Source organism: Microbacterium sp. Leaf151 (assembly GCF_001424225.1).
Lineage (GTDB): Bacteria > Actinomycetota > Actinomycetes > Actinomycetales > Microbacteriaceae > Microbacterium.
Genome location: NZ_LMOR01000002.1, coordinates 21,524 through 41,344, shown reverse-complemented (window position 1 = coordinate 41,344; position 19,821 = coordinate 21,524). Strand labels below are relative to the sequence as shown.

Annotated in this window: 22 protein-coding genes; 12 read left to right on the top strand and 10 right to left on the bottom strand. The window is 69.6% G+C overall.

Annotation, left to right across the window (positions count from 1 at the left end):
- Positions 1-41 precede the first annotated feature (41 nt).
- Both ASF76_RS04280 and rmuC read left to right on the top strand, forming a co-directional pair.
- A complete protein-coding gene (locus ASF76_RS04280) occupies positions 42-635 on the top strand; it encodes a 3'-5' exonuclease (protein WP_055953557.1) in 594 nt (197 codons plus the stop codon).
- A 55-nt stretch (positions 636-690) separates the two neighbouring features.
- Positions 691-2,031 carry a DNA recombination protein RmuC gene (gene rmuC, locus ASF76_RS04275; RefSeq protein ID WP_055953554.1) on the top strand — a complete coding sequence of 447 codons (1,341 nt, stop codon included), beginning with the start codon at positions 691-693 and terminating at the stop codon, positions 2,029-2,031.
- Positions 2,032-2,055: 24 nt separating this feature from the next.
- Here rmuC and ASF76_RS04270 read toward each other — a convergent pair whose 3' ends face one another.
- Complete coding sequence (locus ASF76_RS04270; RefSeq protein WP_055953550.1) at positions 2,056-2,268, bottom strand: hypothetical protein; 213 nt, start codon at positions 2,266-2,268, stop codon at positions 2,056-2,058.
- Between the two features lie 261 nt (positions 2,269-2,529).
- Positions 2,530-3,519: a class II fructose-bisphosphatase gene (glpX, locus tag ASF76_RS04265; RefSeq protein WP_055953548.1), complete on the bottom strand. Its 990-nt coding sequence runs from the start codon at positions 3,517-3,519 to the stop codon at positions 2,530-2,532.
- A 178-nt stretch (positions 3,520-3,697) separates the two neighbouring features.
- Here glpX and fbaA point away from each other — a divergent pair, with 178 nt between their 5' ends.
- On the top strand, positions 3,698-4,726 hold the full coding sequence (gene fbaA, locus ASF76_RS04260; RefSeq protein ID WP_055953545.1) for a class II fructose-bisphosphate aldolase: 1,029 nt from the start codon (positions 3,698-3,700) through the stop codon (positions 4,724-4,726).
- A 215-nt stretch (positions 4,727-4,941) separates the two neighbouring features.
- On the opposite strand, the gene ASF76_RS04255 is transcribed toward fbaA, so the two are convergent.
- From ASF76_RS04255 to ASF76_RS04235, 5 genes are all read right to left on the bottom strand, one after another.
- A complete protein-coding gene (locus tag ASF76_RS04255) occupies positions 4,942-5,487 on the bottom strand; it encodes an MOSC domain-containing protein (protein WP_055953543.1) in 546 nt (181 codons plus the stop codon).
- Between the two features lie 127 nt (positions 5,488-5,614).
- On the bottom strand, positions 5,615-6,316 hold the full coding sequence (locus tag ASF76_RS04250; RefSeq protein WP_055953540.1) for a zf-HC2 domain-containing protein: 702 nt from the start codon (positions 6,314-6,316) through the stop codon (positions 5,615-5,617).
- Positions 6,313-6,819, bottom strand: a complete 507-nt coding sequence (locus tag ASF76_RS04245) for a sigma-70 family RNA polymerase sigma factor (protein ID WP_082484860.1) — start codon at positions 6,817-6,819, stop codon at positions 6,313-6,315. Before ASF76_RS04245 ends, ASF76_RS04250 begins: the two co-directional genes overlap by 4 nt.
- Before the next feature lie 64 nt (positions 6,820-6,883).
- Positions 6,884-7,468 carry a DUF6264 family protein gene (locus ASF76_RS04240; protein WP_055953538.1) on the bottom strand — a complete coding sequence of 195 codons (585 nt, stop codon included), beginning with the start codon at positions 7,466-7,468 and terminating at the stop codon, positions 6,884-6,886.
- Positions 7,465-8,526, bottom strand: coding sequence for a 4-hydroxy-3-methylbut-2-enyl diphosphate reductase (locus tag ASF76_RS04235; RefSeq protein WP_200936078.1), 1,062 nt, complete (start codon positions 8,524-8,526; stop codon positions 7,465-7,467). The genes ASF76_RS04240 and ASF76_RS04235 overlap by 4 nt, the downstream gene beginning before the upstream one ends.
- Before the next feature lie 141 nt (positions 8,527-8,667).
- Here ASF76_RS04235 and xseA point away from each other — a divergent pair, with 141 nt between their 5' ends.
- From xseA to ASF76_RS04200, 7 genes are read left to right on the top strand one after another with little or no spacing between them, the layout of a single operon-like run.
- Positions 8,668-10,080 (top strand): exodeoxyribonuclease VII large subunit, encoded by a 1,413-nt coding sequence (gene xseA / locus ASF76_RS04230; RefSeq protein ID WP_082484859.1) that lies wholly within the window; start codon positions 8,668-8,670, stop codon positions 10,078-10,080.
- Between the two features lie 10 nt (positions 10,081-10,090).
- Positions 10,091-10,318, top strand: a complete 228-nt coding sequence (locus tag ASF76_RS04225; protein WP_183420116.1) for an exodeoxyribonuclease VII small subunit — start codon at positions 10,091-10,093, stop codon at positions 10,316-10,318.
- Positions 10,318-10,950, top strand: coding sequence for a DUF4245 family protein (locus ASF76_RS04220; protein WP_055953532.1), 633 nt, complete (start codon positions 10,318-10,320; stop codon positions 10,948-10,950). Before ASF76_RS04225 ends, ASF76_RS04220 begins: the two co-directional genes overlap by 1 nt.
- The gene (locus tag ASF76_RS04215; RefSeq protein WP_082484858.1) at positions 10,947-11,618 is read left to right on the top strand and encodes a carbonic anhydrase; all 672 of its coding nucleotides are present in this window, start codon (positions 10,947-10,949) and stop codon (positions 11,616-11,618) included. The genes ASF76_RS04220 and ASF76_RS04215 overlap by 4 nt, the downstream gene beginning before the upstream one ends.
- Positions 11,619-11,652: 34 nt before the next feature.
- Positions 11,653-13,047 (top strand): class II fumarate hydratase, encoded by a 1,395-nt coding sequence (locus tag ASF76_RS04210; RefSeq protein ID WP_055955259.1) that lies wholly within the window; start codon positions 11,653-11,655, stop codon positions 13,045-13,047.
- Between the two features lie 46 nt (positions 13,048-13,093).
- The gene (locus tag ASF76_RS04205) at positions 13,094-14,509 is read left to right on the top strand and encodes a sensor histidine kinase (RefSeq protein WP_082484857.1); all 1,416 of its coding nucleotides are present in this window, start codon (positions 13,094-13,096) and stop codon (positions 14,507-14,509) included.
- Positions 14,506-15,162: a response regulator transcription factor gene (locus tag ASF76_RS04200; RefSeq protein ID WP_055953529.1), complete on the top strand. Its 657-nt coding sequence runs from the start codon at positions 14,506-14,508 to the stop codon at positions 15,160-15,162. The genes ASF76_RS04205 and ASF76_RS04200 overlap by 4 nt, the downstream gene beginning before the upstream one ends.
- Positions 15,163-15,472: 310 nt before the next feature.
- Here ASF76_RS04200 and ASF76_RS04195 read toward each other — a convergent pair whose 3' ends face one another.
- A complete protein-coding gene (locus ASF76_RS04195) occupies positions 15,473-16,834 on the bottom strand; it encodes a PhoH family protein (RefSeq protein ID WP_055953526.1) in 1,362 nt (453 codons plus the stop codon).
- Between the two features lie 334 nt (positions 16,835-17,168).
- The gene (locus tag ASF76_RS04190) at positions 17,169-17,957 is read right to left on the bottom strand and encodes an isoprenyl transferase (protein ID WP_055953523.1); all 789 of its coding nucleotides are present in this window, start codon (positions 17,955-17,957) and stop codon (positions 17,169-17,171) included.
- 150 nt (positions 17,958-18,107) lie between these two features.
- Here ASF76_RS04190 and trhA point away from each other — a divergent pair, with 150 nt between their 5' ends.
- Positions 18,108-18,800 (top strand): PAQR family membrane homeostasis protein TrhA, encoded by a 693-nt coding sequence (trhA, locus tag ASF76_RS04185; RefSeq protein ID WP_055955253.1) that lies wholly within the window; start codon positions 18,108-18,110, stop codon positions 18,798-18,800.
- A 229-nt stretch (positions 18,801-19,029) separates the two neighbouring features.
- Here trhA and ASF76_RS04180 read toward each other — a convergent pair whose 3' ends face one another.
- Positions 19,030-19,305, bottom strand: coding sequence for a hypothetical protein (locus tag ASF76_RS04180; protein WP_055953520.1), 276 nt, complete (start codon positions 19,303-19,305; stop codon positions 19,030-19,032).
- Between the two features lie 59 nt (positions 19,306-19,364).
- Between ASF76_RS04180 and ASF76_RS04175 the strand changes: the two genes are divergently transcribed.
- On the top strand, positions 19,365-19,760 hold the full coding sequence (locus tag ASF76_RS04175; RefSeq protein ID WP_055953517.1) for a DUF4307 domain-containing protein: 396 nt from the start codon (positions 19,365-19,367) through the stop codon (positions 19,758-19,760).
- Positions 19,761-19,821: the final 61 nt, after the last annotated feature.

The following is a 19,821-nucleotide window of genomic DNA, read 5'->3' as shown; positions in this document are numbered from 1 at the left end:
CGCCTCACCCCTTCGACGCGGCGGCGGGTCAGGGTGGATCCGTGGCATTGGACTTCACCGCGATCGACTTCGAAACGGCGAACTCCAGCGGCGCGTCCGCGTGCGCGGTCGGCCTCGCCCGAGTGCGGGGCGGCCGGGTGGTCGCGACCGCCGCCTGGTTGATCAAGCCCCCGGCCGGACACGACGACTTCGCCCCCATCAACGTTGGCATCCACGGCATCCAGCCCGCCCACGTGGTGAACGCGCCGTCGTGGAGCGATCAGCTCGCACGCCTCACCGCCTTCGCCGGCGCCGACGTCCTGGTTGCGCACAACGCCGGCTTCGACATGTCGGTGCTGCGTCGGGCCTGCGCCGCGACGGGCGACGAGTGCCCGCCCTACCGCTACCTCTGCAGCGTGCAGATGTCGCGCAAAACGTACGCGCTCGCCTCGTATCGCCTTCCGCTCGTCGCCGCCGAGGCCGGATGCTCCCCCTTCGCGCACCATGACGCGCTCGCCGACGCCGTCGCCTGCGCCGAGATCACCATCGACTGCGCGCGCCGCGCGGGCGCCGAAGACGTGCACGCCCTGGCCGCGCACCTCGGCGTGCGGGTCTCGCAGATCGCGGTCGAAGCGGTCGAACGCGCCGTCGCCTGAGCACCACCGGCGGCGTCACTCCGGCGATGTCGGAGGTCTGGTGCATGCTCGGAACATGGATGCCAGCGCCCTCCTCTTCGTGATCCTCGCCCTCGCCCTCGGCGTCGCCGCCGGGTGGTTCGTGGGGTCGTCGCGGGCCTCCGCGCGGGCTGCGATCGAACAGCAGGCGTTGGGCTCGCGTGCCGCCGCCGCCGAGACGGCACGTGTGGGTGTACAGGCCCAACTCGACCATCAGGTCGCGTTGTACCGAGAGCTGGTCGGGCAATCCCGCGCCGACCAAGCCGCACGAGAGGAACGCGAGCGTCGCGAGCAGACGGTCCTGCGTGCGCTCGACCCGGTGCGCGACACGCTCGACGCGATGCAGCGCAAGGTCGACGGCCTCGAGCGCGACCGTGTCGAGCAGTACTCCGCGCTCGGCGAGCAGCTGCGGCTCTCGCGCGAGGCCGACGAAGCACTCCGCGCCACCACCGAGTCCCTCGCCTCCGCGATGCGTTCCGGCACGACCCGCGGCGTCTGGGGCGAGACGCAGTTGCGGCGGGTCGTCGAGGCGGCCGGTCTCACCCGTTACGTCGACTTCGACCTGCAGGCGACGATCTCCAGCGACGCCGGCGCGGGTCGCCCCGACATGGTGGTGCGCCTCCCGGGCGGCAAGGCCCTCGCGGTGGATGCCAAGGTCCCCCTCGACGCGTACCTGCAGGCGAGCGCCATCGCCGTCACGGCCGCCGGCGAGGAAGGAGCGCGGCGCGCGGCGCTCCTGACGAAACACGCACGCGCCGTTCGCGCCCACGTCGACGCGCTCGCCAAGAAGGCCTACTGGGCCGGGCTGACGACGAGCCCCGAATTCGTCGTCTGCTTCCTTCCGAGCGAATCATTGCTGGCGTCCGCGCTCGATGAAGATCCGGCCCTCCTCGACTACGCCTTTACGCGTCGAGTGGCCCTCGCCTCTCCCGTCAACCTCTGGGCGGTGCTGAAGACAGTCGCCTTCACGTGGACGCAGCAAGACGTCTCAGACGAGGCGCGCACCCTCTTCGCCCTCGGCACCGAGTTGTACGACCGGGTGGGCGTCCTCGCGAGCCACGCGGGCGACCTCCGCCGCGCCATCGAGCGCACGGTCGACAGCTACAACAAGTTCGCAGGGTCGCTCGAGACACGGGTGCTGGTCACCGCACGCAAGTTCCCCGGTATCGATGAGACCAAGCTCGACGTGGTCGCGGCTCCCGGCGCCGTCGACTCCGTGCCCAGACGGTGGACGGCACCCGAGATGCTCGACCTGGAGTCCGATCCACGACAGTCGTCCATCGCGCGGACGGATGAAGACGCTTCATCGCCGCGGCTCTCGGGAGCCGACCTCGGTGATGTGCGCGAGAGGGCGGGGCTGGCCGCCGATGACGCCTGAACGGTGTGTCGGTGAGCCCGCGGCTCAGGCGCCGCCGGGCACCCAACTGAGCAGGCTGATGACGGCGGCGGAGACGCCGACGAAGGCGCCGACCATCCACCAGGCGCTCACTTCGTGGCCCTCGGCGCGGCGCACGCGCAGCAGTACGTCGGGTCGGCGTGCCGGGTCGACGGCGCTGGCGATGACCGCCTGGGCACCTGTCTGAGGTGCGGTCTGGTTCGTCGGAGCTGTAGTCACGGACGATCCCCCTTCGGGTCTCGGAAGAACACAGCGTCACCGTTGACACCTCTACCGATTGTGCCAGAGTCCTCCTGAGAGACCGGTCACGCTTGCGTCACGACACGCCCGACTGCACCTGCGCGGACCATCTGCGCGCCGCACGGCTGCCCCCTGCACGTCGAAACGGCCCCCCGCCGACGAGACGGTTGCAGCATGCAGCCGTCATGTCAGCGAGATGCCGTCTCGCGAGATGCACCACTCAGCCCAGGAGGGCCGGCGTCACAGCCACTTCGACGTCAGGTGTTCCGACGTGATGCGGCGCAGGGTCCCCGACGCCCCACGCAGAACGACGCTTTCGGTGTAAAGGAAGTCGCCCTCGCGGCGCACGCCCGCAACGAGCTGACCATCGGTCACGCCAGTGGCGACGAAGATCGTGTTCTTGCCCTTCACCAGACCGTCGGCCTCGTACACCTCGCCGTCGATCAAAAGTCCGGCATCCCGGCCCTTCTCCTTCTCGTCGTCGGTGCGAGGTGCGAGCACTCCCTGGATGTGACCGCCGAGCGCCTTGATCGCGCAGGCGGTCACGATCCCCTCGGGGCTGCCGCCGATGCCGACGCACATGTCGGTGCGGGCGTTGTGACGGGCCGCGTTGATGCCGCCGGCCACGTCGCCGTCGCTCATCAGACGGGTGCCGGCGCCGGCCTCGCGGATGTCGGCGATGAGCTGCTCGTGCCGCGGGCGGTTCAGCACCGAGACGACGAGCTCGTCGACGGGCTTGCCGAGGGCCTTCGCGAGAAGGCGGATGTTCTCACCGATCGGCAGGCGGATGTCGACGACACCCACTCCCGCGGGACCGGTCACGAGCTTGTCCATGTAGAAGACGCTCGAGGCCTCGAGCATGGTGCCCTGGTCGGACACCGCGATCACCGAGAGGGCGTTCTGGCGACCGGCGGCGGTCAGCGAGGTACCGTCGATCGGATCCACGGCCACGTCGCACTGGGGGCCGCGGCCGCTGCCCACGCGCTCCCCGTTGTAGAGCATGGGCGCGTTGTCCTTCTCGCCCTCGCCGATGACGATCGTGCCGTCGAAGTTGACGGTGCTGAAGAAGGCGCGCATCGCGTCGACCGCGGCACCGTCAGCGGCTTCCTTGTCGCCTCGCCCGATGAAGGGGACGGCGCGGATGGATGCCGCTTCCGTCGCCCTCACCAACTCCAGAGCCAGGTTGCGGTCGGGGTGCAAAGGGCTCATGTCGGCAGTCAGGCTCACCATGGGGCCCACTGTATCCAGCAAAGCGACGACAATCGCGGGTTTTCACCACTCCCGGGGCGAAGGAATGGCGCTTCTTAACGTTTCCGCAGAAGTGGCCGGTTCCTGTCGCGCGCGCCATGTCACGATCCGACGCCTTCGCTAGGCTGACGGTGTCCCGACAACACCAAGGAGCACCTCCATGCCCGTCGCTACCCCTGAGCAGTACGCCGACATGCTCGACCGCGCCAAGGCCGGCAGCTTCGCGTACCCCGCGATCAACGTCTCGAGCTCGCAGACCATCAACTCGGTGCTCCAGGGCCTGACCGAGGCCGGCTCCGACGGCATCCTCCAGGTCACCACCGGTGGCGCCGATTACTTCGCGGGCCACACCGTCAAGGCCCGCGCCACCGGCGCGCTGGCCTTCGCCCGGTACGTCACTGAGGTCGCCAAGAACTACCCGATCACCGTGGCCCTGCACACCGACCACTGCCCCAAGGATGCTCTGCCCGGCTTCGTCCTCCCCCTTCTCGAGGCCTCGGAAGAAGAGGTGAAGGCCGGCCGCAACCCGATCTTCCAGTCGCACATGTGGGACGGCTCGGCCGTTCCCCTCGACGAGAACATCGACATCGCGGCCGACCTCCTCCCCCGCATGAAGAACATCAACGCCATCCTCGAGATCGAGGTCGGCGTCGTCGGCGGCGAAGAAGACGGCGTTCAGCACGAGGGCTCGAACGACGCCCTGTACACCACGGTCGCCGACGTCACCAAGGCCGTCGAGCGCCTCGGCCTCGGCGAGAACGGCCGCTACATCTCGGCCCTCACCTTCGGCAACGTGCACGGCGTGTACAAGCCCGGCGGTGTGAAGCTCCGCCCCGAGCTGCTCGGCGAGATCCAGGAAGGCATCGCCGCGCACTTCGGCACCGGACCCAAGCCCCTCGACCTCGTGTTCCACGGCGGCAGCGGCTCGACCGATGACGAGATCGCCCTCGCCGTCGCCAACGGCGTCGTCAAGATGAACATCGACACCGACACCCAGTACGCCTTCACGCGCTCGATCGCCGGTTACATGTTCTCGAACTACGAGGGCGTGCTGAAGCTCGACGGCGAGGTCGGCAACAAGAAGCAGTACGACCCCCGCGCCTGGGGCAAGGTCGCCGAGTCCGCGATGGCCGTGCGCGTGGTCGAGGCCACCAAGCAGCTCGGCTCGTACGGCCAGTCGAAGAGCTGACACACCCGCTCGAGCGAACGCCCCGGTCTCCGTACCGGGGCGTTCGTCGTTTCCGGATGCCGCGGCCCGAGCCTGAGCCGCGACACGCGCCCGCCGTGCGCAACGGCGGGTCGGCTCGGCGACACGCTGATGACACGCCACCGCGAACGGCGTGTCACCGAAATTCCCCGCCGTTGTGCGCGCGCGAGGGCGACCGGATGCCGAGACCCGGAGCGTCAGCTCCGGTACACCTCGATCACCGTCGGCGCGCCCTCGGGTACCGACAGCACCTCGATGGCATCCCCCGCCCGGACGTCGCCGGCCCGGCGCACGCGCAGGTACGCGCCGAGTCGCCCCTCGTCGGAGAAGCGCTTCACCCACCCGCGCGCCGCGGAGCCGCCGACCCACCGCGCGAACGTCGCGCACGGGGTGCGGGGCATCGTCACCTCCACCTCGACGGTGTCGCCGATGCGCCAGATCTCGCCGATGCGGGCGCCGTTGACGTCGAGCCCCTCGACGCGGAGGTTCTCTCCGAACCACCCGGAGGGGAGATCTCGGTCGAGCTCTCGCTCCCAGAACTCCGCGTCCTCGTGGGCGTAGGCGTACACCGCCTTGTCGGGACCGCCGTGATGCTTCCGGCTCGCCTGCACGTCGGCGCGGACGCCCAGCTTTCCGACGCGAACGTCGCCCTCGATCGGGCGCTTGTCGATGGCGGTGACGCCGACGGATCCGGCATCCGGATGCAGGGTGTGGACGGCGCAGACGGCGACGAGACGGGGCATGCGACGATGCTAGAACGTCGCCGCAGCGCTTCCCGACTGCGCGGCGGAGCGCCGCGGGCCTCGTCGGCGCCGCGCCGATTCGCCTCGAGCGTCCACGAGATGGCCGATCCCGCTCCGCGGGCCCGACTCACGGCGTGTCGAACGTCCGCCGCATCACGACGCGGTCGCCGTCGACCGTGCGGATCTCGACCGCGTCGATGTCCGCTGCGGCGAGGTCGGTGCCGGCGCTCAGCTCAGTCGTCGATCCCGGGCCGGCGCGCCACGTCGACAGCACACTCGTCGACCCCGCATCGTCGGTGATCGCGAGGGCGTAGGGCCAGCCGCCGGGCGGCGCGTCGAGCACCTGCCCGGTGTACTGGCACACGAGGTCGATGCGCGTGCCCCAGGGCACGGAGGTGAGCTTGACCGACGCTTTGAGGGGCGCTCCCCCGATGTCGTCGAGCGCGTAGACCGCCCCCGACGGTTGCACTGCACCGGTCACCGCGATGACGCTCGGCACGGCGATCGCGACCAGCGCGACGGATGCCGCCAGCGTCCACGCCGTGACGCGGCGGGCGCGCCGACGACGCGCCGTTCGCACGAAGCGGCCCCGCAACGACGGATGGGGCTCCGAGATCGGCACCGGGCCGGTCGACTCGCCCACGGCGCGCGCCCGCTCGACGGACAGCCGCGACAGCAGCCCGGCGGTCGGCGCGAGTTCGGAGACGGCTGCCCGGCACTCGGTGCACACCGCGAGGTGCGCTTCGAACTCCGCTCGATCGGCGGCGCTCAGGGCTCCGAGGACGTAGGCGCCGTCCGCGTCGGACAGGCGCTCGTGATCGGCGGTCATCGGGTCACCCCTCTTTCCTGCAGCGCGAGCCGCAGCGCCCGCACGGCGTAGTGCAGACGCGACTTGACGGTTCCGGCGGGTATGCCGAGCTCCTCGGCCGCCTGGGCGACGCTGCGCCCGCCGTAATAGGCGCTGACGATGACGGCGCGGTGGTCGGGAGTGAGGGTGGCCAGTGCCTCCTCGACGAGCAGGGCGTCGAACATGGCATCCGTATCGTCGTCACGCACCCGCTCGGGCAGTTCGTCCACGGGCAGTTCATGACGGCGCCGGGCGCTGCGCGCCTCGTCGATGACGATGTTGCGGGCGACGGTGTACATCCACGACCGCAGTGACGAGGGATCGTCGGTCATCACCCGCGGCGTGCGCCATGCGCGCAGAAGGGTCTCCTGCACCACGTCGTCGGCGCCGGAGTGATCGCCGGTCAGGCTCACGACGTACCGCCATACGGGGACGGCGTGCGCGTCGTACAGCGCCGTCAGCTGCGCGTGCTCGTCCCGCACCACGGCATCCCCTCTCCCCGTCTCGAGAAACCCTCTCGAATGAACACGGGATGCCGGCTCACCCGGTTCAGTTCGGGGCGCTGCCGATGATGGCCGTCATGAACTGCTGATCGCCGACCAAGGCGAGGGTGACGCACACACCGGCGATCAGTGCGGTGGCGACGAAACCCGCGAGGGGGATCCAGAACGCGATGCGACCTCGCCTCAACCGCCGCCAGGTGAGCAGGGCGGTGAGCAGCCATCCGATGCCGTAGACGAGGGCTGCGGCCGCACCCCAGACGTAGCCCGCCTGCAGGTTCGTATAGGTCGCGTCGACGCTCAGCACGGCGGCGGCCGACTCGGCGTAGCGCGGGAAGTCGAGCAGCTGCACGATGGTCGACACCGTGGAGACGAGCCCGTAGGCCAGCAGACCACCCGTGATGATGCGGTCCCACAGCGGTCCGCGCAACGCTCCGGGTCGGGGTGCAGCGGCGGGTGTGGGCGCTGACGCCGGTGCCGCCGCAGGCGGCTCGGGCTGCGGGGCCACACCGGCCTCGAGCGCCTCGGTCACCTCGGGTCGCTGGATGCGCGCGCGCTGCTCTTCGGGAGTGGCGTACTCGCCGTACTGCGGGCGCGGCCGGGCCTCGGGGTTCTCGGACGAGGCGTCGCTCACGCGCTGCTCCGACCGCCGAGCGCGCGGCTGTCGCGTTGGCCGTTGGCATCCTGACGCAGCTCTTTCGGGAGCGAGAAGATGAGGTCTTCCTCGGCGGTGCGCACCTCTTCGACGTCGCGGTACCCCGCACCGGCGAGTTCTTCAAGCACCTCGGTGACGAGCACCTCGGGAACCGAGGCGCCGCTGGTCACGCCCACGGTCTGGACGCCCTCGAGCCACTCCTGCTTGACCTCGTCGACGTAGTCGACGCGGTAGGCCGCCTTCGCGCCGTACTCGAGGGCGACCTCGACGAGGCGGACGCTGTTGGAGGAGTTCGCCGAGCCCACCACGATCACGAGATCAGCACCGACGGCGACCTTCTTGATCGCGACCTGGCGGTTCTGCGTGGCGTAGCAGATGTCGTCGGACGGCGGATCCTGCAGCTGCGGGAAGCGCTCGCGCAGGCGACGTACGGTCTCCATCGTCTCGTCGACCGACAGGGTCGTCTGCGACAGCCACACGACCTTCGACGGATCGCGCACCTCGATCTCGTCGGCGTGCTCGGGCGAGTTCACCACGGTGACGTGCTCGGGGGCCTCGCCGGCCGTCCCCTCGACCTCTTCGTGGCCCTCGTGGCCGATCAGCAGGATCTCGAAATCGTCGCGCGCGAAGCGCACCGCCTCGCGGTGCACCTTCGTCACGAGCGGGCAGGTGGCGTCGATCGCCTGGAGTCCCCGGTCGGATGCCGCCGACACGACGGCGGGCGACACACCGTGGGCGCTGAAGACGACGTGCGAGCCTGCGGGCACCTCGTCGACCTCCTCGACGAAGACGGCGCCCTTCTTCTCGAGCTCGGTGACGACGTGGATGTTGTGCACGATCTGCTTGCGCACATAGACCGGGGCGCCGTATCGCTCGAGCGCCTTCTCGACGGCGATGACCGCGCGATCGACGCCCGCGCAGTATCCACGGGGTGCGGCGAGCAGCACCTTCTTCTTTCCGACGACGGGGATATCCTGGAGCCGCCCGCGTCGACCCGGGATGCGGGGAACGGGCAGGTGCACGGCAGGTGAGCTCACCCCGCGATTCTACCGGGGTGCCCCTGGACGCCGGCCGAACCTCCCCCACCGAGACCCGCATGGATATGATGAGCCCCTTCCCGTCCGAGACCCTGTCGCCTCACGCGCACCCCGCCGTCGGCGCGCATCCGAGCGAGTGACATGACCTCCTTCCACCCCGAGACCGTCGCAGGGCAGGCGCCGCCCGCCGACAGCGTGCACCCGCGCGACTCCCGCACCGACGCCCCCACCTCGGTCTCCCGGCTGAACGACACGATCCGCGGCTTCATCGAGCGCTGGGGGTCGGTGTGGGTCGAGGGCGAGATCACCTCCTTCAACCGCCGCGGCGGCAACGTATTCGGACGCCTGAAAGATCTGGGAACCGAATCGACCGTCGCGTTCCGCATCTGGTCGAGCACGCTGAACCGTCTGCCCAAAGACCTCAAGGTGGGCGACCACGTCGTCGCATGCGTCAAGGCCGACTACTTCCCCCGCACCGGCGACTTCTCGTTCTCGATCTCGGCGATGCGCCACGTGGGCCTCGGCGAGCAACTGGAGCGCCTCGAGGCCCTGCGTGTGCAGTTGCGGTCGGAGGGCCTCTTCGACCCGGTTCGCAAGAAGAAGCTGCCCTTCCTCCCCCACTGCATCGGCCTCATCACGGGCGAGAATTCTGATGCCGAGAAAGACGTCCACCGCAACGCCGAGTTGCGCTGGCCGCGGGTGCGCTTCCGCACCAAGCACGCCGCCGTGCAGGGTGAGCGATGCGTACCCGAGACGATCGCGGCGCTGAAGGCACTGGATGCCGACCCCGACGTCGACGTGATCGTGATCGCGCGCGGCGGCGGCGATCCTCAGACGCTGCTCGGCTTCAGCGATGAGCGGCTGTTGCGCGCGGTGGCCTCGGCATCCACTCCGATCGTCAGCGCCATCGGCCACGAGAACGACCGACCCCTGCTCGACGACGTCGCCGACGTCCGCGCTTCGACGCCCACCGACGCCGCCAAGCGGGTCGTGCCCGACGTCAGCGAGCAGCGGGCGCTCGTGGCGCAACTGCGCGCACGACTGACGGGACGCCTCACACAGCGTGTGCTGCACGACATCGCCCAACTCGAGCAGATCCGCTCGCGCCCGGCGCTGCGCGCGCCCCACTCGATGCTCACCTCGCGGGCCCAGGAGCTGTGGATGCTGTCGAATCGCGGTCGCGACATCGTCGACCGCCGCATCGAGGGCGAACGGCGTCGCACGAACGAGCTCGGCGCAGGGCTCCGCGCGCTCTCGCCCCTCGCGACGCTGGCCCGCGGGTACGCGATCGCGCAACTCCCCGACGGTTCGGTGCTGCGTGACGCGGCCGACGCCCCGGTCGGGACCGCCCTGCGCGTGACTGTCGAACAGGGCAGCGTCGCCGCCCGATCGGAGGGGACCGTCCCCGACGCCGTCGCGCACGACGCGGCGAGCGCGGATGGATCCGACGAGCCGCAGACGGACGCCGCGGATCGCGCCGATTCCCCGGCGACCGCGGATCGACCCCTCGATGCCGAGGCAACCGGCGACGGGGTGTCGGTGGGTCCCGCCTAGAATGGATGCCATGACCGCGACGACCCCCGGCTCCGCCGCCGACGTCGCGTCCCTCTCGTTCGAGCAGGCTCGCGACGAGCTCGTGCGCGTCGTCGCCGAGCTCGAGCAGGGCGCACCGACGCTCGAAGAGTCACTGGCCCTCTGGGAGCGCGGCGAGAAGCTGTACGCCCGGTGCGAAGAGTGGCTGCTCGGGGCGAAGCGCCGACTCGACGCCGCTCGTGGCGAAGGAGACGAGTGATGGCCCGCGTCGTCGCGCACCTCGGTCGCCCCGAGACCCCGCAAGAGACAGCCGACCGCAAGGCGGAGTCCTCGCGTCGGTACCGCTCGAGCAAGACCTTCCGCAATCTCATCGCGGCGCTGCTCGTCATCATCGCGGTCGTCGTCGTCGTCGTCGCCGCGGTCCCCCGGGGAGAACCGGCGCCGCGGCCTGCGCCCGACGTGCCCGCCCTGGCCGCTGATCTCGAAGCCGAGCGCGGGCGCCCCGTGCTGTCGCCCTCGCTGGGCGAGGGCTGGCGTGTCAACCAGGCCACTGTCGAGGGCGTCGGGGGTACCGAGGCGTGGACGATGGTCTACGTCCGCTCCGGCGAGTCGGGCTTCCTCCGCGTCGCTCAGGGCTTCGACGCCGACGAGGCCTGGGTCGGTCAGGTGCTCGACGGCACCCGCAGCACCGAGACGACCGAGATCGACGGCATCACCTGGAACGTCTACCGGCCCGCCAACCCGTCGGGTACGGGGAACATCGATTACGCCCTGGCCGCACCGGCCGGCCCCGACTACGTGCTCGTCTACGGCGACGCAGCCCCGGAGACGGCGGCGTTGGCGGCCGCATCCGTCACCGACCAGGTCGAGCAGTTGAGAGAGGTTCCGTGAGCGAGCGCATGACCCCCCGTCAGGTGTGGCAGCAGATGGTGGAGGGAAACCAGCGATTCATCGCGGGTGCTCCCGCCCATCCCCGGCAAGACGTGGAGCGTCGCACCGAGCTCGCCAGCTCGCAACACCCCACCGCGGCGCTGTTCGGCTGCTCCGATTCGCGTCTGGCCGCCGAGATCATCTTCGACGAGGGGCTCGGCGACCTGTTCGTCGTGCGAAACGCCGGCCAGGTCATCTCGGATTCGGTCATCGGCAGCCTCGAGTACGCCGTCGGGGTCCTCGAAGTGCCGCTCATCGTCGTCCTCGCGCACGACGCCTGCGGCGCCGTGGGGGCCGCAATCGACAGCACCGGCCTCGATGCCCCGACCCTGCCTGCCTACATCTGGCGTCAGATCGCCCCCATCGTGCCGGCGGTGCGCCGCGTGCAGCGCGCCAGTGCGGTTGACGGACGCCTGCCCGAGCACGTCGACCCCGAACAGGTCGGCCGCGAGCACCTGCGCCACACCGTGGCCGAGTTGCTGCGCGCATCCGAACTCATCAGCGAGGCGGTGGCCGAGGGCCGTACCGCCGTCGTGGGCGCCAATTACCGTCTCGACGAGGGAGAAGCGTCCCCCGTCGTCATCGTGGGCGATGTGGTCGACGAGCGCGTCGAAGCCGCCCGCAGCTGAGAACCACCGAACACCGATCTGGAGGAACGACGACGTGACCGACATCGAGTACCGCATCGAACACGACACCATGGGTGAAGTGCGGGTGCCCAAGGACGCCCTCTACGCCGCGCAGACGCAGCGCGCCGTCGAGAACTTCCCCATCTCCGGGTCCGGGCTCGAATCGACGCAGATCGCCGCCCTCGCGCGCATCAAGAAGGCCGCCGCGCTCGCCAACAAAGAGCTCGGCACCCTCGACGGACAGATCGCGGATGCCATCGCCCAGGCCGCCGACGAGGTCGTCACCGGTCGCCACGACGCGCAGTTCCCCGTCGACACCTACCAGACCGGCAGCGGCACCTCGTCGAACATGAACATGAACGAGGTGCTCGCGACACTGGCGACCGGCATCCTCGGGTCGAGCGTTCACCCCAACGATCACGTGAACGCCTCGCAGTCCTCCAATGACGTGTTCCCCACCTCGGTGCACATCGCCGTCACCCAAGCCCTCATCACCGATCTCATCCCCGCTCTCGAGCACCTCTCGGTGGCGCTCGAGACCAAGGCGCAGGCGTGGAAGGGGATTGTGAAGTCGGGTCGCACCCACCTCATGGACGCCACCCCCGTCACCCTCGGCCAGGAGTTCGGCGGCTATGCCCGCCAGATGCGCCTGGGTGTCGAGCGCGTGCAGGCGGTGCTCCCCCGCGTCGGCGAGGTGCCCCTCGGCGGCACTGCGGTCGGCACCGGCATCAACACGCCCCTCGGCTTCCCGCAGAAGGTCATCGAGCTGCTCGCGGCCGAGACCGGGTTGCCGATCACCGAGGCGAAGGACCACTTCGAGGCGCAGGCCAACCGCGACGGCCTGGTCGAGGCGTCCGGCGCACTCCGCACCATCGCCGTGTCGCTGACCAAGATCAACAACGACATCCGCTGGATGGGATCGGGACCGAACACCGGTCTCGGCGAGCTGCACATCCCCGACCTGCAGCCCGGATCCTCGATCATGCCCGGCAAGGTCAACCCGGTCGTCCCCGAGGCCACCCTCATGGTCTGCGCTCGGGTCATCGGCAATGACGCGACCGTCGCGTGGGCCGGCGCCTCGGGCTCGTTCGAGCTCAACGTCGCCATCCCCGTCATGGGCACGGCGCTGCTGGAGTCGATCCGCCTGCTCTCGAACGCCATGCGCGTGCTCGCCGACAAGACCATCGACGGCCTCGAGGCCAACGTGGCCCGCGCCGAGGCCTTCGCCGGTATGTCGCCCTCGATCGTCACGCCGCTGAACAAGGTCATCGGTTACGAAGCCGCTGCCAAGATCGCCAAGCATTCCGTCGCCAAGGGCATCACCGTTCGTGAGGCCGTCGTCGATCTCGGCTACGTCGAACGGGGCGAGATCACCGAAGAGGTGCTCGACGCCAAACTCGACCTGCTGTCGATGACGCACCCCGGCTGAGCATCCCACGCACGTCCACGACGCCGAGGCGCGCCATAATCGGAGGATGAGCCCCGCGACGAGACCCGTCTCGACGCGTGGGCGACTTCTCGGCGCGATCCTCGGCGTCGTGCTGCTCGGCATGATCCTCGCCGGTGGCGTCACGTTCCTCGTGCAGAGCGATCGCGTGATCGCCAACGCCGAGCGTCAGCTCGACGGGTTCGTCTCGACGGTGTCGACGAGCGGTCAGGATGCCGCCGACCTCATCGCCGCGGCCATTCCGGGCCGCACCGATGGCACGCTCGCCCTCGCCGACGCGCAGGTGCTCGCCGCGACGCCTTCACCCCCGGGCCTGCGTCTGGCCGACGACGCCGAGCTCGTGGCATCCCTCGCCGGGGTCGTGGCCGAGGGGCGCCTCACGGGACGCCTCGACAGCAATCAGGGCCCCCTCCTCTACGCCGCGGTGCCCGCACGCGGCGGCACCGTCGTGCAGGTCATCTCGATCGATCAGCGGATGGAGCTCGTCACCCTCTCCACCACCACCTACGGCATCACGGCGCTGGCGGTGCTGATCCTCATCGGCATCGCGGGGTACTTCGTCACCGGCCGCCTGTTCTCGCCGTTGCGGCGTCTGCGTGCGACCGCCGACGCGATCACGATCGACGACCTGGGCACGCGCCTGCGCGCGCGCGGCAACGACGAGATCTCCGATCTCACCACCTCGGTCAACTCCATGCTCGACCGCCTCGCGATGTCGGTCGATGCGCAGCGCCAGCTGCTCGACGACGTGCGGCACGAGCTCAAGACGCCCATCACCATCGTCCGCGGCCACCTCGAGATGATGGATCCCGCCGACCCGCACGACGTCACCGAGACACGCGACCTCGGCATCGCCGAGCTCGACCGCCTTTCTCGCCTCGTCGACGACATCGACGCCCTCGCCGACATCGAGACCGGTGCTCTCTCGGATGCCGTCATCGACGTCGGAGCGCTCACCGACCGCGTCGCGGAACTCGCGGGAGCGATCGCGGGACACACCTGGAGCGTCGAGCGGCGCGCCCGCGCCCGCATCCGCGGCGACGCCGACCGTCTGGTGCAGGCGTGGCTCCAGCTCGCCGACAACGCCGCGAAGTACACCCCTGAAGGCAGCCCCATCGAGATCGGCAGCTCCGTCGACGACAGCACCGCCCACCTGTGGGTGCGCGACCACGGTCCCGGCATCCCCCCGGCCGCCCGCCATCGCGTGTTCCGCCGCTTCGACCGACTGTCCACCCGTCGGGGTGTCGAAGGTTCGGGCCTCGGCCTCTCGATCGTGGATGCCATCGCCAAGGCGCATGACGGACACTGCGCCGTCGTCGACACCCCCGGCGGCGGCGCCACGGTCGTGCTCCACATCCCCGTGGCCGGTGCGCTGTCGCCGGCCGATCTTCCCACGCCCGTACGCGCGGGCGACGTCGTCATGCAGAGAGAGGCCACCGGATGACCCGCATCCTCATCGCGGAAGACGAGGAGCGCATCTCCTCCTTCGTGGCGAAGGGGCTGGAGTCCGCGGGCTACCAGACGCTGATCGTCGACGACGGCGCTGACGCGCTCGACACCGCGCTCGCCGGTGAGGTCGACCTGGTGCTGCTCGATGTGGGGCTGCCCTCGCTCGACGGTTTCGAGGTGCTGCGGAGCCTCCGCGGCCAGGGATCGACAATCCCCGTCATCATGCTCACCGCGCGCACCAGCACGCGCGACACGGTCGACGGTCTCGACGCCGGAGCGAACGACTACGTCGCGAAGCCCTTCAAATTCGACGAACTGCTCGCCCGCGTGCGCTCGCGCTTGCGCGAGCCGGTCACGGTGGGCTCGATGACGATCGGCCACGGCGACGTCTCGCTCGACATCCTCGCCCGGCGCGCGACGGTCGCCGGCCGCGAGATCGACCTCAGCGCTCGCGAGTTCGCCCTCGCCGAGGAGTTCCTCCGCCATGCCGGGCAGGTGCTCAGCCGCGAGCAGCTGCTCAGCCGCGTCTGGGGGATGGACTTCGACCCGTCATCCAACGTGGTCGACGTCTACGTACGCTATCTGCGCGCGAAGGTCGGGTCGGGTCATATCGTCACGGTGCGAGGAGCCGGTTACCGCTGGGAGTGAGTCGCCGTGCGGCAGCGCCGTGAACCCCGAAAACCCCCGGCGGGGGGCACCGGGGGTTCTGGAGAGACGCGTCCGGTGGTCTTCCGGCTCACCCGAAGAGCGGTGACCTGCGCGTGACGTGTTCTCTTGTTTCCATGGGGGAACCGCCGAAGCGGTGACGAAGTCTCCTTCGTCGACGTGTTCTACTCTGGCCGGTTTTCGTGAGAGAGGGGGGAGCCGAAAATGAGAAAGCTCTCATCTGCGTGGATCGCCGCCTTCTCGGCGAAGGGCCGGGATGCCATGGCATCCCGGCCCCTCGCTACATCCGGTCCTACGACAGCTCGCCGGCCTCCAGCAGCTCGGTCACCAGAGCCGCGATCGCGGAGCGCTCGGACCGCGTCAGGGTGACGTGGCCGAAGAGGCCGTGACCCTTCAGCGTCTCGATGACCGATGCGACACCGTCGTGACGCCCGACGCGCAGGTTGTCGCGCTGACCGACGTCGTGGGTCAGCACCACGCGGGAGTTCTGGCCGATGCGGCTGAGCACGGTCAGCAGCACGTTGCGTTCGAGCGACTGCGCCTCGTCGACGATGACGAAGGCGTCGTGCAGCGAACGGCCACGGATGTGCGTCAGCGGCAGCACCTCGAGCATGCCCCTCGCGAGCACCTCCTCGAGCACGTTCCCCGAGACGACCGAACCCAGCGTGTCGAAGACCGCCTGGCCCCACGGACCCATCTTCTCGGCCTGATCGCCCGGGAGATAGCCGAGCTCCTGTCCACCGACCGCGAAGAGGGGGCGGAAGACGATGATCTTCTTCTGCTGCTGCCGCTCCAGCACGGCTTCCAGCGCCGCACACAGGGCCAGCGCCGACTTACCGGTGCCGGCTCGTCCGCCGAGCGAGACGATGCCCACCTCGGGGTCGAGCAACAGGTCGAGCGCGATGCGCTGCTCAGCCGACCGGCCGTGCAGTCCGAACGCTTCGCGGTCGCCGCGGACGAGACGGTACTCGCCCTTGCCGGTGACGCGACCGAGGGCGGAGCCGCGCTCGGAGTGGATGACGAGACCGGTGTTGACCGGCATCCCCTTCACCGCGTCGCTGACGGCGACCTCGGTCTCGTAGAGGTCGGCGAGGTCGTCGCCCGACACGTCGATCGAGGAGATGCCCGTCCACCCGGAGTCCATCGCCTGCTCGGCGAGGTATTCCTCGGTGTTCAGGCCGAGGGATGCCGCCTTGACGCGCATCGGCAGGTCCTTCGACACCACGGTCACCTCGGCGCCGTCCTTGGCGATGTTCATCGCCACGGCGAGGATGCGGCTGTCGTTGCCACCCGTGCGCATGCCGGAGGGCAGCACGCTGGGGTCGGTGTTGTTCAGCTCGACGCGGAGCGAGCCGTTGTCGCCGACGGCGACCGGGAAGTCGAGACGGCCGTGCTCGACGCGGAGCTCGTCGAGGTGGCGCAGCGCCTGGCGGGCGAAGTACCCGATCTCGGGGTCGTGACGTTTGCCCTCGAGTTCCATGATCACGACGACGGGGATCACCACCGCGTTCTCGGCGAAGCGGAAGAACGCCCGCGGGTCACTCAGAAGGACGGAGGTGTCCAGGACGTACGTGCGAAGCGCCTGATCGGCCCCCGCTTCGGACTTTGCGCTCTCGACGACGTGACGCTGGTCGTACGGTGCTCGTGTAGCCACAACCCACTCCCGACCCGGGTGTTTCACCCGGTTTTCACGAGTCGACCTGTGGGTCACGAGTCGCAATCCGAAGGCCGACTCGATCGGACTCCGTGTCCGATGCTTCACCGTACGACGCTCCGAGAGTCGCGAGGGTCGTTAACACGCCGCGAATGTGACGAGTTCATGAACACCTTGTTCGCGCGGCTCATCGTCCGGAAAGTAGTTCGGCGGATGCCGCTCGTTCCGCCCGCGTGAAGGGCAGACCCTTCGACGTGCCCGGCCTCCGCTGCGCCCTCGCGCCGGTGCCCGTCCACTGGCCACGGGGGGGGTGAATGCGTCTCGGCCGTCGGGCCTACTGCCCGAAACGACGATCGCGCGCGCCGAAATCGCGGATGGCTCGCAGAAAGTCGACCTCGCGCAGGTCGGGCCCGAGGGCCTCGACGAAGTAGAACTCCGAGTGTGCGGACTGCCACAAGAGGAAGTCGCTGAGACGTTGTTCTCCGGAGGTGCGGATGACCAGGTCGGGATCGGCCTGACCGCCCGTGTACAGATGCTCGCCGATCTGCTCGGGAGTGAGACTCGCGGCGAGCTCCTCCAACGAGCCACCCGACTCGTCGTGCTTGGCGATGATGGAGCGCACGGCATCCACGATCTCACTGCGGCCTCCGTAGCCGACCGCCAGGTTCACGTGCAGGCCCTTGTGACCGCGCGTGCGTTCGGTGACCTCGTTCAGCACCTCGGCGAGTTCGGGCGGCAGTCCGTGCGCGCGTCCCACGTGCTTCACCCGCCAGTTCGGCTCGTGCGACAGCTCTCGGGCGAGTTCGGCGATGATCTCGAGCAGGTCCTGCAGCTCTTTGCTCTCCCGCTTGACGAGGTTGTCGTTCGACAGCAGGTACAGCGACACCACCTCGATGCCGAGGTCGTCGCACCATCGCAGGAACTCGTGCATCTTCGCTGCGCCGGCGCGGTGGCCGTGGGCGGCACTGTCGTACCCGAGCTGACGCGCCCAGCGACGGTTGCCGTCGATCATCATCGCGACGTGGTGCGGCACGGTCGCCGGCATGCGGCGGCGGAGGCGCGAGATGTACAGACGATAGAGGGGGCCTCGCCCCTCGTTCTTCCACACGCGCGCCACCCGCATACGCTACCGCGTCCGACGGCCGCCACACGGCGGGCTCGGGGTGGCGTCGCCCGGGTGACGGGTGAGCGCCGGCGCCATGTTCCCCCCGGAGCATGGGAGCGGACGTAGTGTCGAGGTGTGACACGTCCGACGCCCGCAGACGGCCCCGAGATGCCCCAGCTCCCCCTCATCGAGGCAGGGTCGGTGGGCGCCGCGGTCGAGCTCAAGCCGACGTGGCGCGGGTGGATCCACGCGGGTACGTTCCCCGTCGCGATCGCCGCGGGGATCGTCCTGATCGTGCTCGCGCAGGGCGCCCCCGCCAAGTGGGCATCGGCGGTGTTCATGGCGACCTCCATGCTGCTCTTCGGCAATTCCGCGCTGTACCACCGCTTCCACTGGAAGCCGAAGACTCTGGCGGTGCTCAAGCGCATCGACCACGCGAACATCCTGCTGCTCATCGCGGGCACGTACACGCCGATCGCGGTGCTGGCGCTGCCGACGCCGAAGACCGTGCTGCTGCTGTCGATCGTGTGGGGCGGTGCCGTTCTCGGCATCCTGTTCCGTGTGTTCTGGATCAACGCGCCGCGCTGGCTCTACGTGGCGCTGTACCTGGCACTCGGGTGGGCCGCGGTGATGTACCTCGGCGACCTGCTGGCGGCGAATGTCGCGATGATGCTCCTCGTCGTCGTCGGCGGGCTGCTGTACACCGCCGGCGCGATCATCTACGCGGTGAAGAAGCCCAACCCGTGGCCGGGGCACTTCGGGTTCCACGAGATCTTCCACGTGTGCACGGTGCTGGCATTCCTCTGCCACTGGACGGCGTGCCTGCTCATCGCACTCCAGCCCGCCTACCACGGCGGCTGAGAGGAAGATCTCCCGCGGCGACCGGAGGACGTGCCTCGCGAGCCGAGGCCGCCGGATGCAGCAGACCCGCAGGATGTGCCACTGATTCGGATGCCGGCGGCATCCTGATCCGACTCCGTTGCCGCGACCCGGATGCGGTGAACGGGCGGTCGCGCCTCGGCGGAGCCCGGCGCGAGTGAGGCTCGCTGCCGGCGCCCCCGAGGTCACGCCTCAGCCACGCCCGGCGGGATCAGCGACGCGGCGGAGCAGGATCGATGTCTTCGTCGTCGGTCTCGCTGGCCGCGGCGGCTGAGCGCGCCTGCTCCTCGGCATCCAACTCGGCGTTCACCTCTTCGCGGTAGCGACCGCGACGGATGCGGCGCAGCATGTCCCAGACGAGGAGGAACACCGCGATCGCGATGAAGGCGATCGCGGCGAAACCGAGCGGGCCGGGTGTGACGATCGACTCATCGGGGGTCACCACCGGTGAGGGCGTGGTCGCGAGGGCGACGATCACGGGGAGCATGGAGTCCTTCGGTGCGGGAGCGCGTAGCCTGGAACTCCAGCCTAAAGCCCGGGGAGACCATGACGACGCAAGACCTGCTCGACGACCGTTACGGGCGCACGCGCTCCCCGCGGCGCCGCCTCCTCGGCTGGTCGATCGTCGCCGTGCTGGCCCTCGGTGCGATCGGCTACCTCGGGTGGACGACCGTGGCCAGCAGCGCCGGGTCGGTCACCGCGACCGACACCGGGTTCTCGGTCACCGACGACCGGTCCGTCTCCGCCACGTTCCAGATCACGGCGCCCATCGGCCAGCCGGTCGCGTGCGCTCTCGAAGCCCGCGACGAAGAGCACGGCACCGTCGGGTGGCGGGTCGTGCAGTACCCGGCATCCGAAGAGCATTCCCGGGCTTTCAGCGAGACGATTCCCACGCTCTCGCTGGCCACGACAGGTTTTGTCAACGCCTGCTGGGTGCCGTAAACTCGCGGAATCACGACGCGCCCCGGCTCGATGCCGGGGCGTTCGACATATGCCCGGCGGT

What these genes read in the sequence shown, in the direction of transcription:
- rmuC (WP_055953554.1), top strand. Translation starts at nt 691, where the DNA reads ATGGATGCCAGCGCCCTCCTCTTCGTGATCCTCGCCCTCGCCCTCGGC.
- glpX (WP_055953548.1), bottom strand. Translation starts at nt 3,519, where the DNA reads ATGGTGAGCCTGACTGCCGACATGAGCCCTTTGCACCCCGACCGCAAC.
- fbaA (WP_055953545.1), top strand. Translation starts at nt 3,698, where the DNA reads ATGCCCGTCGCTACCCCTGAGCAGTACGCCGACATGCTCGACCGCGCC.
- ASF76_RS04255 (WP_055953543.1), bottom strand. Translation starts at nt 5,487, where the DNA reads ATGCCCCGTCTCGTCGCCGTCTGCGCCGTCCACACCCTGCATCCGGAT.
- ASF76_RS04250 (WP_055953540.1), bottom strand. Translation starts at nt 6,316, where the DNA reads ATGACCGCCGATCACGAGCGCCTGTCCGACGCGGACGGCGCCTACGTC.
- xseA (WP_082484859.1), top strand. Translation starts at nt 8,668, where the DNA reads ATGACCTCCTTCCACCCCGAGACCGTCGCAGGGCAGGCGCCGCCCGCC.
- ASF76_RS04225 (WP_183420116.1), top strand. Translation starts at nt 10,091, where the DNA reads ATGACCGCGACGACCCCCGGCTCCGCCGCCGACGTCGCGTCCCTCTCG.
- ASF76_RS04220 (WP_055953532.1), top strand. Translation starts at nt 10,318, where the DNA reads ATGGCCCGCGTCGTCGCGCACCTCGGTCGCCCCGAGACCCCGCAAGAG.
- ASF76_RS04205 (WP_082484857.1), top strand. Translation starts at nt 13,094, where the DNA reads ATGAGCCCCGCGACGAGACCCGTCTCGACGCGTGGGCGACTTCTCGGC.
- ASF76_RS04200 (WP_055953529.1), top strand. Translation starts at nt 14,506, where the DNA reads ATGACCCGCATCCTCATCGCGGAAGACGAGGAGCGCATCTCCTCCTTC.
- ASF76_RS04190 (WP_055953523.1), bottom strand. Translation starts at nt 17,957, where the DNA reads ATGCGGGTGGCGCGCGTGTGGAAGAACGAGGGGCGAGGCCCCCTCTAT.
- trhA (WP_055955253.1), top strand. Translation starts at nt 18,108, where the DNA reads ATGCCCCAGCTCCCCCTCATCGAGGCAGGGTCGGTGGGCGCCGCGGTC.
- ASF76_RS04180 (WP_055953520.1), bottom strand. Translation starts at nt 19,305, where the DNA reads ATGCTCCCCGTGATCGTCGCCCTCGCGACCACGCCCTCACCGGTGGTG.
- ASF76_RS04175 (WP_055953517.1), top strand. Translation starts at nt 19,365, where the DNA reads ATGACGACGCAAGACCTGCTCGACGACCGTTACGGGCGCACGCGCTCC.